The 13,353-nt window shown below is 63.7% G+C and carries 16 protein-coding genes; 12 read left to right on the forward strand and 4 right to left on the reverse strand.

The annotated features are described in order from the left end of the window. Nucleotides 1-14 precede the first annotated feature (14 nt). Nucleotides 15-1,325 carry an ATP-dependent protease ATPase subunit HslU gene (hslU, locus tag EO094_RS00645; protein WP_128290437.1) on the reverse strand — a complete coding sequence of 437 codons (1,311 nt, stop codon included), beginning with the start codon at nucleotides 1,323-1,325 and terminating at the stop codon, nucleotides 15-17. Next, nucleotides 1,322-1,888: an ATP-dependent protease subunit HslV gene (gene hslV, locus EO094_RS00650; RefSeq protein ID WP_128290438.1), complete on the reverse strand. Its 567-nt coding sequence runs from the start codon at nucleotides 1,886-1,888 to the stop codon at nucleotides 1,322-1,324. The genes hslU and hslV overlap by 4 nt, the downstream gene beginning before the upstream one ends. A 190-nt stretch (nucleotides 1,889-2,078) precedes the next feature. Between hslV and hisB the strand changes: the two genes are divergently transcribed. From hisB to EO094_RS00705, 11 genes are all read left to right on the forward strand, one after another. Next, nucleotides 2,079-2,672: an imidazoleglycerol-phosphate dehydratase HisB gene (gene hisB, locus EO094_RS00655; RefSeq protein ID WP_128290439.1), complete on the forward strand. Its 594-nt coding sequence runs from the start codon at nucleotides 2,079-2,081 to the stop codon at nucleotides 2,670-2,672. 2 nt (nucleotides 2,673-2,674) lie between these two features. After that, nucleotides 2,675-3,202 carry a DUF2628 domain-containing protein gene (locus EO094_RS00660; RefSeq protein ID WP_128290440.1) on the forward strand — a complete coding sequence of 176 codons (528 nt, stop codon included), beginning with the start codon at nucleotides 2,675-2,677 and terminating at the stop codon, nucleotides 3,200-3,202. After that, a complete protein-coding gene (gene hisH, locus EO094_RS00665) occupies nucleotides 3,199-3,840 on the forward strand; it encodes an imidazole glycerol phosphate synthase subunit HisH (protein ID WP_128290441.1) in 642 nt (213 codons plus the stop codon). The genes EO094_RS00660 and hisH overlap by 4 nt, the downstream gene beginning before the upstream one ends. 7 nt (nucleotides 3,841-3,847) lie before the next feature. Beyond that, nucleotides 3,848-4,582, forward strand: coding sequence for a 1-(5-phosphoribosyl)-5-[(5-phosphoribosylamino)methylideneamino]imidazole-4-carboxamide isomerase (gene hisA / locus EO094_RS00670; protein ID WP_128290442.1), 735 nt, complete (start codon nucleotides 3,848-3,850; stop codon nucleotides 4,580-4,582). Between the two features lie 96 nt (nucleotides 4,583-4,678). Next, nucleotides 4,679-6,646, forward strand: a complete 1,968-nt coding sequence (locus tag EO094_RS00675; RefSeq protein WP_164879502.1) for a putative bifunctional diguanylate cyclase/phosphodiesterase — start codon at nucleotides 4,679-4,681, stop codon at nucleotides 6,644-6,646. Nucleotides 6,647-6,821: 175 nt separating this feature from the next. Continuing rightward, complete coding sequence (gene hisF, locus EO094_RS00680; protein WP_128290444.1) at nucleotides 6,822-7,613, forward strand: imidazole glycerol phosphate synthase subunit HisF; 792 nt, start codon at nucleotides 6,822-6,824, stop codon at nucleotides 7,611-7,613. Beyond that, a complete protein-coding gene (locus EO094_RS00685; protein WP_128290445.1) occupies nucleotides 7,610-7,948 on the forward strand; it encodes a phosphoribosyl-ATP diphosphatase in 339 nt (112 codons plus the stop codon). Before hisF ends, EO094_RS00685 begins: the two co-directional genes overlap by 4 nt. Then, on the forward strand, nucleotides 7,936-8,901 hold the full coding sequence (gene coaA / locus EO094_RS00690) for a type I pantothenate kinase (protein ID WP_128290446.1): 966 nt from the start codon (nucleotides 7,936-7,938) through the stop codon (nucleotides 8,899-8,901). The genes EO094_RS00685 and coaA overlap by 13 nt, the downstream gene beginning before the upstream one ends. A gap of 2 nt (nucleotides 8,902-8,903) precedes the next feature. Next, the gene (gene pyrF, locus EO094_RS00695) at nucleotides 8,904-9,641 is read left to right on the forward strand and encodes an orotidine-5'-phosphate decarboxylase (RefSeq protein ID WP_128290447.1); all 738 of its coding nucleotides are present in this window, start codon (nucleotides 8,904-8,906) and stop codon (nucleotides 9,639-9,641) included. An 11-nt stretch (nucleotides 9,642-9,652) separates the two neighbouring features. Then, the gene (locus EO094_RS00700; RefSeq protein ID WP_128290448.1) at nucleotides 9,653-9,964 is read left to right on the forward strand and encodes a DUF1330 domain-containing protein; all 312 of its coding nucleotides are present in this window, start codon (nucleotides 9,653-9,655) and stop codon (nucleotides 9,962-9,964) included. Nucleotides 9,965-9,968: 4 nt separating this feature from the next. Further along, nucleotides 9,969-10,751, forward strand: coding sequence for a molybdopterin-synthase adenylyltransferase MoeB (locus EO094_RS00705; protein WP_128290449.1), 783 nt, complete (start codon nucleotides 9,969-9,971; stop codon nucleotides 10,749-10,751). A 36-nt stretch (nucleotides 10,752-10,787) separates the two neighbouring features. Here EO094_RS00705 and EO094_RS00710 read toward each other — a convergent pair whose 3' ends face one another. Continuing rightward, nucleotides 10,788-11,786, reverse strand: coding sequence for a 2-hydroxyacid dehydrogenase (locus EO094_RS00710; protein ID WP_128290450.1), 999 nt, complete (start codon nucleotides 11,784-11,786; stop codon nucleotides 10,788-10,790). A 298-nt stretch (nucleotides 11,787-12,084) separates the two neighbouring features. Between EO094_RS00710 and EO094_RS00715 the strand changes: the two genes are divergently transcribed. After that, nucleotides 12,085-12,486 carry an SH3 domain-containing protein gene (locus EO094_RS00715; protein ID WP_234630018.1) on the forward strand — a complete coding sequence of 134 codons (402 nt, stop codon included), beginning with the start codon at nucleotides 12,085-12,087 and terminating at the stop codon, nucleotides 12,484-12,486. Between the two features lie 39 nt (nucleotides 12,487-12,525). Here the strand turns inward: EO094_RS00715 and EO094_RS00720 are convergent, their stop codons facing one another. Continuing rightward, a complete protein-coding gene (locus tag EO094_RS00720) occupies nucleotides 12,526-13,353 on the reverse strand; it encodes a carbohydrate ABC transporter permease (protein ID WP_128290451.1) in 828 nt (275 codons plus the stop codon).

Genomic DNA, 13,353 nt, shown 5'->3' on the forward strand with positions numbered 1-13,353 from the left:
CTCACGACAAAAGCCTAGAGAATGAAGCGGCTGAGATCGGCGTTTCGCGCCAGATCGCCGACATGCTCCTCGACATAAGCAGCGTCAATCGTGACCGTCTCGCCATGGCGATCGGGCGCCGTAAACGAGATCTCGTCGAGGATCCGCTCCATCACGGTCTGAAGCCGCCTTGCGCCGATATTCTCCACGCTGGAGTTGATCTCCACACCGAGCCGCGCAATCGCGTCGATGGCGTCATCGGTGAATTCCAGCGTCACGCCTTCGGTCGAAAGAAGCGCCACATACTGCTTTACGAGGCTTGCTTCCGTCTCCGTCAGGATGCGGCGGAAATCTTCCTCCGTCAGCGCCCTGAGCTCCACACGGATCGGCAGGCGGCCCTGCAGCTCCGGCAGAAGGTCCGACGGCTTCGAGACATGGAATGCGCCTGAGGCCACGAAGAGGATGTGATCGGTCTTCACCGGTCCGTGCTTGGTCGCAACCGTCGTACCTTCGACGAGCGGCAAGAGATCGCGCTGCACGCCCTCGCGGGAGACATCGCCTCCGGCGCGCCCATCGCGAGCGCAGATCTTGTCGATCTCGTCGAGGAAGACGATGCCGTCGTCCTCCACCGCGCGAATGGCTTCCTGCACGATCTGGTCGTCGTCGAGAAGATTGTCGGATTCCTCGGCGATCAAGAGATCGTAAGAATCCTTGACGAGCGTCTTGCGCGTCTTGGTGCGGCCCTGGCCGAAGGCTTTGCCCAGCATCTCGCCGACATTCATGACGCCGACGGAGGCACCCGGCATGCCAGGCACCTCAAAGGCCCCCATCGGGTTGGAGACGTCGCGCACCTCAATCTCAATCTCCTTGTCGTCGAGCAGGCCCTCGCGCAGCTTGTGGCGGAAGCTGTCCCGGGTCGTCGGGCTCGCATGCTGGCCGACGAGCGCGTCGAGAACCCGCTCTTCCGCCTGCAGATGCGCCTTTGCCTGCACTTCCTTGCGCTTCATCTCGCGCACCATGGCGATGCCGGCCTCGACGAGATCGCGGATGATCTGTTCGACGTCGCGGCCGACATAGCCGACCTCGGTGAATTTCGTCGCTTCCACCTTGATGAAAGGCGCATTGACCAGCTTGGCGAGGCGGCGCGAAATCTCGGTCTTGCCGACACCCGTCGGGCCGATCATCAGGATGTTCTTCGGCAGAACCTCTTCACGCAGCGGGCCTTCCAGCTGCTGGCGGCGCCAGCGGTTGCGAAGGGCGATGGCGACGGCGCGCTTCGCCTCCTTCTGGCCGATGATGTAGCGGTCGAGCTCCGAAACGGTCTCGCGGGGGGAAAAGGTTGTCATGAGGCGGACTCCGCCGTGAGGCTTTCGACGATGATGTTGTGATTGGTGTAAACGCAGATCTCGGCTGCGATCTGCATGGCGCGGCGGGCAATGTCCTCCGCGTCGAGATCGGAATCGCCGAGAGCACGAGCAGCGGCGAGAGCGTAATTGCCCCCGGAACCGATGGCGGCCACACCTTCCTGCGGCTCCAGAACGTCGCCGGTGCCGGTCAGAACCAGCGTCGTCTGCTTGTCGGCGACAATCATCATCGCCTCCAGGCGCCGCAAATAGCGGTCGGTGCGCCAGTCTTTGGCGAGTTCCACGCAGGCGCGCATGAGCTGGCCCGGATATTGTTCAAGCTTGGCTTCAAGCCGCTCCAGAAGCGTGAAGGCGTCCGCGGTCGCACCGGCAAATCCGGCGATCACATCGCCTTTGGCGAGCGGGCGGACCTTGCGGGCATTGGCCTTCATCACGGTCTGACCCATGGTCACCTGGCCGTCGCCTGCGATCACGACTTTGTCGCCCTTGCGGACGGTCACGATGGTCGTGCCGTGCCAGGGGGCGGCGGGATCGAATTCTGTCACTGATTGCTCCTTGTCAGCGGATGCGGGTGAGCCGTGGAGGCCTCGACCGGCACCCCCTCTTTTCGTACAGGTTGGCCCCTATTTAGGCATGCGCGGCCGGCCTGCAAACGCGCTGCGGCATGTCGGGTGCGTACAGCGCATTTGCAATGGTCCCGCCCGCTGGTAAGACGGGCGGCGAAGGAGAGCCATGATGCGCAAGGCCGAGCTGAACCGCGACACCAGCGAAACCAAGATCAGCCTCGCCATCAATGTTGATGGCGGCGGGCGCTACGATGTCGAGACGGGCATCGGATTCTTCGATCACATGCTGGAGCAGCTCTCGCGCCACTCCCTGATCGATCTGACGCTGAAGGCCGATGGGGATCTCCACATCGACCAGCATCACACGGTCGAAGATGTCGGCATCGCGCTCGGCCAGGCGCTCGACCGCGCGCTCGGCGACCGCCGCGGCATCACCCGCTATGCCTCACTCGATCTCGCTATGGACGAAACGCTGACGCGTGCTGCCGTCGACGTGTCGGGCCGGCCCTATCTCGTCTGGCGCGTCGGCTTTGCGCGCCACAAAGTGGGCGATTTCGACACGGAGCTCTTCAAGGAATTCTTCCAGGCGTTTGCCCAGAACGCCCGCATCACGCTCCACATCGAGAACCTTTACGGCGAGAACGCCCACCACGTCGCCGAGACCTGCTTCAAGGCGGTGGCACGCGTGCTGCGACAGGCGCTTGCGCTCGATCCGCGCATTGCCGACGAGATTCCCTCCACCAAGGGCACGCTGACGGCTTGAGCATGTTTTCCAGGACGACCCATTACACGGTGCATCTGCCGCCCGAAAAAGAGGGCGTCGATGGGGCCCTGCGCGCCGTTTTCATCAAGGACGGGATGAACTGGCCGGCGCTTCTCATCCCGTTTCTGTGGCTTCTCTACCGGCGCATGTGGCTGCCGCTCCTGCTCTACCTCGTGGCAAGCGGGGCTATCGCGGTACTCGGCTTCCGCTTTGGAGAAGCGGCAGCGCAATGGTGCGGCCTTCTCTTTGCGATCCTCTTCGCGCTCGAAGCCAACAATCTCCGCCGCTGGTCCCTGTCGCGCCGCGGCTGGCGGGAGGCTGGGGCGGCCTCCGGCCGCTCCGAGGACGAGGCTGCGATCCGCTTCTTCGGCGGGCGGGAAGACGAATTCGCCGCGCCGGCGCCGACCACCGCCTCGCGGCCCGTCGTTCCCGAAGTTGCGCCGGCCCGCCCGCGCGGGCGTCCATGGTCGGCCGCCGGCGATCGCGACACGCCGGAGGTCATGGGGCTCTTTCCGGAGAGGGGCGGATGAGCGTTGCGATTATCGATTACGGTTCGGGCAATCTGCGCTCGGCCGCCAAGGCGTTTCAGCGGTCTGCGCGCGAAAGCGGCTATGCCGGTGAGGTCGCCGTCACCTCCGACCCGGAGGTCGTGCGGCGCGCCGACCACATCGTTCTGCCGGGCGTCGGTGCCTTTGCCGATTGCCGCCGCGGGCTCGACGGCGTTCCTGGAATGGTGGCCGCGCTCGAAGAGACCGTCATGAAGGTCGGCCGCCCTTTTCTCGGCATATGCGTCGGCTGCCAGCTGATGGCGACACGTGGGCTTGAGAAGGAAACAACGGCGGGCTTTGGCTGGATTCCGGGCGACGTCGTCGAGATCAGCCCGAAAGATCCAGAACTCAAGATCCCGCATATGGGCTGGAACGAGCTCGTCGGGCGCCATCCCCATCCGCTTCTCGCCGGCATCGACGAGGCACTCGACGCCTATTTCGTCCATTCCTATCACGTCGTCGCGGCCGTTCCCGAACATGTGCTGGCGACGGCCGATTACGGCGGCCCGGTCACGGCGATGATCGGTCGCGACAACATCGCCGGCACGCAGTTTCACCCCGAGAAGAGCCAGGCGCTCGGCCTGGCGCTGATCGCCAATTTCCTCCACTGGCGCCCGTGAGGCCGCAATGATCCTGTTTCCCGCGATCGACCTGAAGAGCGGCGAATGCGTGCGCCTGAAGCGCGGCGAGATGGGCGAGGCGACGACCTACAACGCCGATCCTGCGGCGCAGGCACGCGCCTTCGCCGATATGGGTTTCACCTGGCTGCACATGGTCGATCTCGACGGGGCCTTCGCCGGCGAAAGCCGCAACGGCGCCGCCGTCGAAGCGGTGCTGGCGGCCACCGGCGACCATCTCAAGGTGGAGCTCGGCGGCGGCATCCGTTCCATGGCGCAGATCGAGGCCTGGCTCGAAAAGGGCGTCACGCGGGTGATTTTGGGCACAGCGGCTCTGCGCAATCCGGATCTGGTGAAGGAGGCAGCAGGGCGACATCCGGGCCGCATCGCCGTCGGCATCGATGCGCGCGACGGAAAAGTCGCGGTGGAAGGCTGGGCGGAAACCTCCGATATGGAGGCGCAGGACCTCGCCAAGAGCTTCGAAGACGCCGGCGTTGCGGCCATCATCTATACCGACATCGACCGCGACGGCGTTCTTGCCGGGATCAATTGGGAGGCGACGATCGCGCTTGCGGAGCATGTCTCGATCCCGGTCATCGCCTCCGGCGGTCTCGCCTCGATGGCCGATATCGTGCGCCTCACCATGCTCGACGCGGCGAGCCTCGAAGGCGCCATTACCGGCCGGGCACTGTACGATGGCCGCATCGATCCTGACGCTGCACTTCAACTGCTCAACGCGCTCTGAGACGTAGCCTTTCATTCACCACGCCACAGCGGGCAATTCGATTAATTACACCCTGCGCGTATGACATTTTCGCCTGCGCAATGTAAGGTTGCCAGAATGTCGTCCGGTCGTGGTTTCCTGTCTGGTTTCGTGCTCCTGATCCTGCCCGTCGTGGCGGTTGCCGCGGCGATCTGGGTCGGGTCGGATACGATCGAACGCGGCCTGCAGCTGAACGCCGCCAATATGACGTCAGCCTGGGCAGAGTATATGACCACCAGCATCGCTGATCTGGAGGAGATCGCGGCTGGGGCAGAACCGTCTCCGGAAACGCTGGCGACCCTCAACAAGATGCGAGAGTCGGCCGAGGTCTTTCGCTTCAAACTGTTCGGGCCGAACGGCAAGCTCCGCATGATCCTGGACGATCACGAGCTCTCAGCCGCGGACAAGGCATCTTTGGCGCAGCACAATCCCGAAGCCGCGGCGGCGGCTGAGGGAGGCGCGATACGGATCGAAGTCGCGCATGGCACGCCGCCCGAGCGTCCCGCCTATTATTCGGAAGCTTATGTGCCTCTGCGCGAGGACGGCAAAACCATCGCCGTCGCCGAGATCTACGTCGACCAGACGGACGAATTCGAGGCCATTCAGGCGACCGTCGCCCGCAGCGCGATCCTTCTGTCCATCATCATTCTGATTGCCTCAGGCGTTCCGGTCTTCGGCTTCGTCCAGCGCTACAACGCCAAGCGCCGGGCCGATGCGCGGGCAGCATACGCGGCTGAGCATGACGGCCTGACGGGCCTTCTCAATCGCAGCGGTTTCATTGCCCGAAAGCGTGAGCTTCTTGCCAAGCCGAAGCCCGTCGTGGTCGTCTCGCTCGGGATCGATCGCTTCGGCGCCGTCAACACCGCTTTCGGACCGGAGCGAAGCGATTACATTCTCTTGGAAGCCGCGGAGAGATTGAAAAGCCTGGCCGAGCCCGAAGCGATCGTCGGCCGCGTCAGCGGTACGGAATTCGCCTTCGCCATGAACGTCAACGATTTGAAGGAGGGCGCGCGCCTTGCCGAGCGCGCCCTGAAACTCATCCGTCGGGGCTTCGTGGCCGATGGCCATGTCATCAATCTCACGGGGAGCGCAGGGCTCACCCTTGCCGAGAAGGGCGAGCATCCCGGCAGCCCCTTGTCGCGCGCCAATGTCGCCATGTGCCGTTCACGGGCGAAGGGCGGCGACCGGCTCACGATCTTCGATCGGCGCATGGGCGCGGAACTCGAAGCGGGACGGGATCTGGAAACCGTGCTGCGGGCCGCCGTGGAGCACGAGCGTTTCGAACTCTATTATCAGCCGATCTTCACGGCAAAAGACCACGCGCTCACCGGGTTCGAAGCGCTGCTGCGCATGCCGAACGGGGAAGGCGGTTTCGTCTCGCCGGCACGGTTCATCCCGCTTGCCGAGCAACTGGGTGTCATCCACCGCATCGGCCGTCTGGCGCTCAACCGGGCCTGCGAGGCGGCAAAGACCTGGCCCGACGGATACAAGGTCGCAGTCAATCTTTCGCCGGTGCAGTTCGATGCCCGCAACATCGTGGAGATCGTGCGTCAGGCCCTCGCCAAGAGCGAACTTCCCCCCGAAAAGCTCGAGCTGGAGATTACCGAAGGCGTTTTGTTGATCGATTCTCTCGACGCCGTGCAGCAACTGAGCCAGCTCCGCGACCTCGGCGTGAAACTGGCGCTCGACGATTTCGGCACGGGTTTCTCTTCCCTCGCTTATCTCTGGAAGCTTCCGGTCGATAAGGTGAAGATCGATCAATCCTTCCTGCGCGCAATGGAGTCGCAAGACGATGGAGCCGCAGCGATCATCCGCTCCATCGTCGTCCTCGGCCATTCGCTCGGGCTGGTCGTGACGGCGGAGGGCGTGGAGACGTCTGAACAGCTCGATTTTCTCGAAGAGATCGGCTGCGATTTCTTGCAGGGCTACCATCTCGGTCGGCCGGCATCGGCGGAAGCTGCGGCGAGCCTTGCCCGCAAAGATGCGGAGGAACGCGGCGGCCAAAATGCCGATCGAGCCCGCGAGCACGGCGCCCCGGTTTCCTGACTGTGGTTTCCTGACAGCGCCACGCATGAGGCGACGATGAGCCCCCAAGGGCCCGGATCGTCGTCTTCTTCAAAAAATCCATCCGCGATGGCTTGTTGTAACGCACCTTATGCCGCCGCTATAAGGGCCGCCGTTGCGCATCCGCGCTGAAGCTGAAGAGCCTTCGGAGCACTCCTTGCTCAAAGCCCGTGTCATCCCGTGTCTCGACGTCAAGGACGGCCGCGTCGTCAAAGGCGTCAATTTCGTAGATCTCATCGACGCCGGAGATCCGGTGGAAGCCGCCAAGGCTTACGACGCGGCCGGCGCCGACGAACTTTGCTTCCTCGACATCACCGCCAGCCACGAGGAGCGTGACACGCTCCTCGACGTTGTCGCCAAAACGGCGGAGCAATGCTTCATGCCGGTCACCGTGGGCGGCGGCGTGCGGACCGTTGACGATGTCCGCCAGCTTCTCCTTGCGGGCGCCGACAAGGTTTCCGTCAACACCGCCGCCGTCAACGATCCGAGCTTCGTCGGCCGGGCCGCCGACAAGTTCGGCGATCAATGCATCGTCGTCGCCATCGACGCCAAGACGGTGGCTCCAGGCCGGTGGGAGATATTCACCCATGGCGGCCGCAAGCCAACCGGCATCGACGCCATCGAATTTGCCCGCGAAGTCGTGTCTCTGGGCGCAGGCGAGATCCTTCTCACCTCCATGGACCGCGATGGAACGAAGACGGGCTTCGACCTCGCATTGACGCGGGCGGTCGCCGATGCGGTCCGCGTTCCGGTCATCGCCTCCGGCGGTGTCGGGACGCTCGATCACCTGGTGGAAGGCATCCGCGACGGCCATGCAACGGCGGTGCTCGCGGCCTCCATCTTCCATTTTGGCACCTATAGCATCGCGGAAGCCAAGGCCCATATGGCGCGCGCGGGCATTCCCGTGCGCTCGCTTCCGCAGGAGAAAGCCCGGATGGGCCTGTCATGACCGATTTCACGCTGGAAGAGCTCGCCGCCACGATCGGCGCGCGCGCCGCCTCGGGCGACGATAATTCCTATACTGCAAGGCTTCTCGGCAAAGGCGTCGCAAAATGCGCCCAGAAGCTCGGCGAAGAAGCTGTCGAGGCCGCGATCGCGGCGGCGGAGCGCGACAACCAGGCGCTCACCAAAGAGGCGGCCGACGTTCTCTATCATCTCCTCGTCCTCCTGCACGCCGCAGGTGTCTCCTTCGACGAGGTCAAGGCCGAGCTTCAGAGCCGCACCGGGCAAAGCGGTCTCGATGAGAAGCGCTCGCGCGGCCCCAGCGCCGACTGGAAGAGCTGATGGATCAAGTGTCGCCGCGCTCGCTCTCGCCCTATCGGTATTTCAGCGTCGAGGAATGGTCGAAACTGCGCGCCGACACGCCGATGACCTTGTCGGCGGAAGAGGTCCATGCGCTCAAGTCGATGAACGACCCGATCTCGATCAGCGAGGCGGAGGCGATCTATCTTCCTTTGTCGCGGCTTCTGTCCTTCCACGTGGAAGCCAAGGACAAGCTTTATGCCGTGCGCTCGAAATTCCTCGGCGCAAAAGAAGGCAAGATGCCGTTCATCATCGGCATCGCCGGCTCCGTGGCCGTCGGCAAATCGACCACCGCCCGCATCCTCAAGGAGCTGATGGCACGCTGGCCGGGCCATCCGCGCGTCTCCCTCGTCACGACCGACGGCTTTCTCTATCCGAACGCGGTTCTGGCAAAGCAGGACATGATGGAGCGCAAGGGATTTCCCGAGAGCTACGACGTCACGACGCTTCTGCGCTTTCTCTCCGACATCAAGGCCGGCAAGCGCGAGGTCACAGCCCCGGTCTACTCCCACCTCACCTACGATATCGTGCCGGGCGAGACTTTGACCGTCGATCAGCCGGACATTCTGATCCTCGAAGGCCTCAACGTCCTGCAGACGCGGGACCTGCCGCGGGACGGAAAGGAAGTCCCCTTCGTCTCCGACTTCTTCAACTTTTCCATCTATATCGACGCGGACGACGACGTCATCCGGCGCTGGTATATCGACCGCTTCATGAGCCTCAAGGGAACGCGGTTTACCGATCCGAGATCGTATTTTCACCGCTACGCCAATATCAAAGACGACGAAGCGCGCCGCGTCGCCGAGGGTCTCTGGGAGCGTATCAACCTCGTCAATCTCGACGAGAACATCCGCCCGACGCGACCGCGGGCCGATCTCATTATCGGCAAGGCGGGCGACCATTCGGTGAATGAAGTGGCGCTGAGGAAATTGTGACAATGCCCGACATCCAGGATTCTGCGGCAGGCCGCGACATTCGCCCGCGCAACGCGCGCGATCGGCTGATCGTCGGTCTCGACCTTCCCGACCTTGCGGCTGCCCGTGCCATGGTGGAGACGCTCGGCGATACGGTGACGTTCTACAAGATCGGCATGGAGCTCGTCTTTGCGGACGGCCTCAGCCTGATCGAGCCGCTTCGAGCGGAGGGAAAGCGCATCTTTCTCGATATGAAGCTGCTCGATATCGACAATACCGTCGCGGGAGGCATCGCCAATCTTGCCCGGCTCGGGGCAACGCTCACAACCGTTCATGCCTATCCGAAGGCGATGCGCGCGGCGGCCGCGGCGCGCGCTGACGCGGATCTCGGGCTTCTTGCCGTCACCGTTCTCACCTCCATGGATGACGCCGATCTCGATGAGGCGGGTTATGCGGAAAGTGCCGCCGAGCTCGTCCGCAGACGCGCCGCGCAGGCCAGAGCCAGCGGCATCGACGGCATCGTCTGCTCGCCGCTCGAGGCGGAGGCGATGCGCGCGCTTCTCGGTCCCGACATGCTGATCGTGACCCCCGGCGTGCGCCCGACATCCGCAACGAGCGACGACCAGAAACGCGTGATGACGCCGGCCGACGCCTTGCGGGCCGGCGCCGATTACCTCGTCGTTGCCAGACCGGTGGTCAAGGCCGCCGATCCGAAAGCCTCAGCCCAGGCGATTGTGGACGAAATCGAAGCGAATTGCTGAAGGAGGGAAGAATGCCGAAGGGCTATTGGATCGCCCGCGTCGATGTGCGCGACCCCGAGCGCTACAAGGATTATGTCGCCGGCGCTGCCCCCGCCTTTGCCCGCTTCAAGGGCAAGTTTCTCGTCCGCGGCGGCCCCATGCATTCACTGGAAGGAAATTCGCGAGCTCGCAACGTGGTCATCGAATTTGCCTCCGTCGACGATGCGCTCGCCTGCTACCATTCGCCTGAGTACCAGGCCGCGCGCGAGCACCGGGTGGCGGTGGCGGATGCGGAGCTCGTGATCGTGGAAGGCTATTCGGGGCCGCAGCCTGGCGCGTCCTGATCCGATGCCGGAGACGCCCCTCCCCGACGGTGCGCCCCGATCGGCGGAACCGGATCTCAGTGCGGAGGAAATCGCGCGCTACGCCCGCCATATCGTCCTGCCCGAGGTCGGAGGCCCCGGTCAGAAACGCTTCAAGCGCACGCGCGTCCTCATCGTCGGAGCCGGGGGGCTCGGCTCACCCGTCGCCCTTTATCTTGCGGCCGCCGGCATCGGCCGGCTCGGCCTCGTCGATGACGACGTCGTCTCGCTCTCCAATCTGCAGCGGCAGATCATCCATGCGAGCGCCGATCTCGGCATGGCAAAGGTGGAGAGCGCGCAAAGAGCGCTTTCCCGGATCAATCCGCATGTCGCCGTCGACACGCACAGGACACGGCTGACGCAGGAGAACGCGCCCGATCTCGTCGCCGGCTACGACATCGTCGTCGATGGCTCCGACAATTCCGCCACGCGGTTCCTTCTTCCGGACATCTGCGAGGCAGCCCAAAAACCGCTGGTGACAGGCGCTGTCGGCCGCTTCGACGGCTCGGTGACGACGCTTTTGCCTTTCAAGGACGACAATCCGCGTTATCGCGATCTCTTTCCGAAGCCGCCGCCTGAGGGGCTCTTACCGAGCTGCGCGGAGGCGGGAATTCTCGGCGCGCTCACCGGTGTCATCGGGTCGATCCAGGCGCTTGAGGTCATGAAAGTCGCGGCAGGCTTCGGCGAGCCTCTGATCGGGCGGCTTCTCCTCTACGACGCCCTTTCCCAACGCGTCGAGACGATCACCTACAAGCGCCGCAAGCGCTGAGCCTCATTGAGCCGGAGCGGCATCGGCCCGCGAAGATCAGACCGAAAGCGGCAGAACGCGGTCAGGCGGCTTGTGCCCGTCCATCCAGGTGCGGATGTTGATGATCACCTTCTCGCCCATCTCGATGCGGCCCTCGATCGTCGCCGAGCCCATATGCGGCAGAAGCACAGCCTTGCCTTCCTGGGCGAGCTTGATGAGCTTCGGATCAATTGCAGGCTCGCCTTCGAAGACGTCGAGGCCGGCGCCGGCAAGGGAGTTTGTCTCCAGGCATTCGATCAAGGCCGCCTCATCGATGACCTCGCCGCGCGCGGTGTTCACCAGATAGGCATCCGGGCGCATCAGCTTCAGGCGCCGGCGGGAAAGAAGGTGGAAGGTGGCCGGGGTGTGCGGACAATTGACGGAGATGATGTCCATGCGTGCCAGCATCTGGTCGAGCGAATCCCAATAGGTCGCTTCCAGCTCTTCCTCGGTCTTCGGATCGACGGGCCGGCGGTTGTGATAGTGGATCGACAGGCCGAAGGCCTGGGCGCGGCGCGCAACCGCCGTGCCGATCCGCCCCATGCCGACGATGCCGAGCCGTTTTCCCCAGATGCGGTGGCCGAGCATCCAGGTCGGCGACCAGCCGGGCCATGGCAGGCCTTCCGGCAGGATCTGGGCTCCCTCCGCCAGCCGCCGTGGGACGGCGAGAATGAGCGCCATGGTCATATCGGCGGTGTCGCCCGTCAAAACGTTCGGCGTGTTGGTGACGGTGATGCCGCGCTCATAGGCGGCCCCGATATCGATGTTGTCGATGCCGTTGCCGAAATTGGCGATGAGCTTCAAGTTCGGTCCGGATTGGGAAAGCGCTGCGGCGTCCAACCGATCGGTGACCGTCGGCACGAGTACGTCCGCGGTGCGCAACGCCTCCACCAGCTCCGCCTGCGACAGCGGTCGGTCATCCAGATTGAGGTCAGCGCGAAACAGCTCTCGCATGCGCGTCTCCACCGGATCGGGGAGTTTGCGCGTTACGATGACGTGCGGTTTCGCCTTGGTCATGCACCACCTCTCCTCGGCGGCCCCCGCGGGAGCGACCGGCTGCCTCTAACATCTCTCTAGCAAAGGGCTGCTCAAAAACAAGGAACGAAGCGGCGCTTGGCCTCGCGGCGGAATGGCGCTAACACCTCCCGGTGTGATTTTCCGACCGCAGATGATGCGCCCTCTCCTCTTCCTTCGTTCTCGTCTCAGCCTTCTTCTTGTCTTGGCCCTGCTCGCCGTGGCTTGGCCGGGCGAGCCTGGATGGGCGCAGGCCCCCAAAGTGGGCCCGAGCGGCTATCCATTACCACGCTTCGTCAGCTTGAAATCAAATGCCGTCAACGTCCGCAAGGGGCCGGGCAAAAACTACGGTATCGCCTGGCGATTCGTGCGGGCCGGTTTGCCGGTCGAGATCATCCAGGAATTCGAAACCTGGCGGAAGGTGCGTGATTCGGACGGCGCGGAAGGTTGGATCCACCAGAGCCTCCTGTCTGGACGGCGCACGGCGATTGTGGCGCCTTGGGCCAAGGGTGAGCGCTTCAATGCCCATGCGGACGCAAGCGAGACGGCCCGCGTAACGGCCATTCTCGAATCGGGCGTGGTGACCGACGTGGTGCGCTGCCGCGAGGGTTGGTGCGACGTGCGCGGCGACAATTACGAAGGCTGGGTGGAGCAGAATTCGCTCTGGGGCGTCTATCCCAACGAAAACGTCTCCGACGGCTGATCACACAGCCATCCGCGACATCAGCGGGAACGCTTCCGTTCACCCTTTTACACCTCCGGCCGTCAGGCCCGAGACGATCTTGCGCTGGAAAATCAGCACGAGAACGATGAGCGGCACCGTCACGACGACGGAGGCCGCCATGATCGTACCCCAGGGTATCTCCTGCTCGGACGCCCCCGACAGAAGCGCGATGGCGACAGGCACCGTGCGCGTGTCGTTGCTCGAGACAAAGGTGAGGGCGAAGAGAAATTCGTTCCAGGCGGCGATGAAGGCGAGAAGCCCTGTCGTCACCAGCGCCGGCCACATCAGGGGCAGGAACACCTTCATGACGATGGTCATCGGCTTTGCGCCGTCGACGATCGCCGCCTCTTCGATCTCCACCGGCAGATCCCGCATGAAGGTCGTCAGCACCCAGACCGTGAAGGGCAGGGTGAAGATCATATAGGCGAGGATCAGTGAGAAGAGCGAATTGTAGAGGCCGAAGAGGCGCACCAGTTCGAAAAGTCCGGCGAGCACCGCGATCTGGGGAAACATCGAGACGGCGAGAATCGTCAAAAGCAGGACGCTGCGGCCACGAAACTCGATTCGCGACAGGGCGTAAGCCGCCGTCACCGCCAGAAAAAGCGAGATCGCCACCACCACGAAGGCGACGATGACGGAATTCAAGATGTTGAGCGGGAAGACACCGTTGACGAGCACGTCGCGATAATTGGCGAGCGAAAAATCCGTCGGCAGATAGTCGACGCGAAAGAGCGCCGTACCCGATTTGAAGCTCGTCAGAATGGCGTAATAGAACGGGAAGACCGAGAAGAGCACGATCAGGACGACGAGGGCATAGAAGGCCGCGCGCTTGACGAGGACCGGCAT

The sequence above is a fragment of the Afifella aestuarii genome, from assembly GCF_004023665.1.
Lineage (GTDB): Bacteria > Pseudomonadota > Alphaproteobacteria > Rhizobiales > Afifellaceae > Afifella > Afifella aestuarii.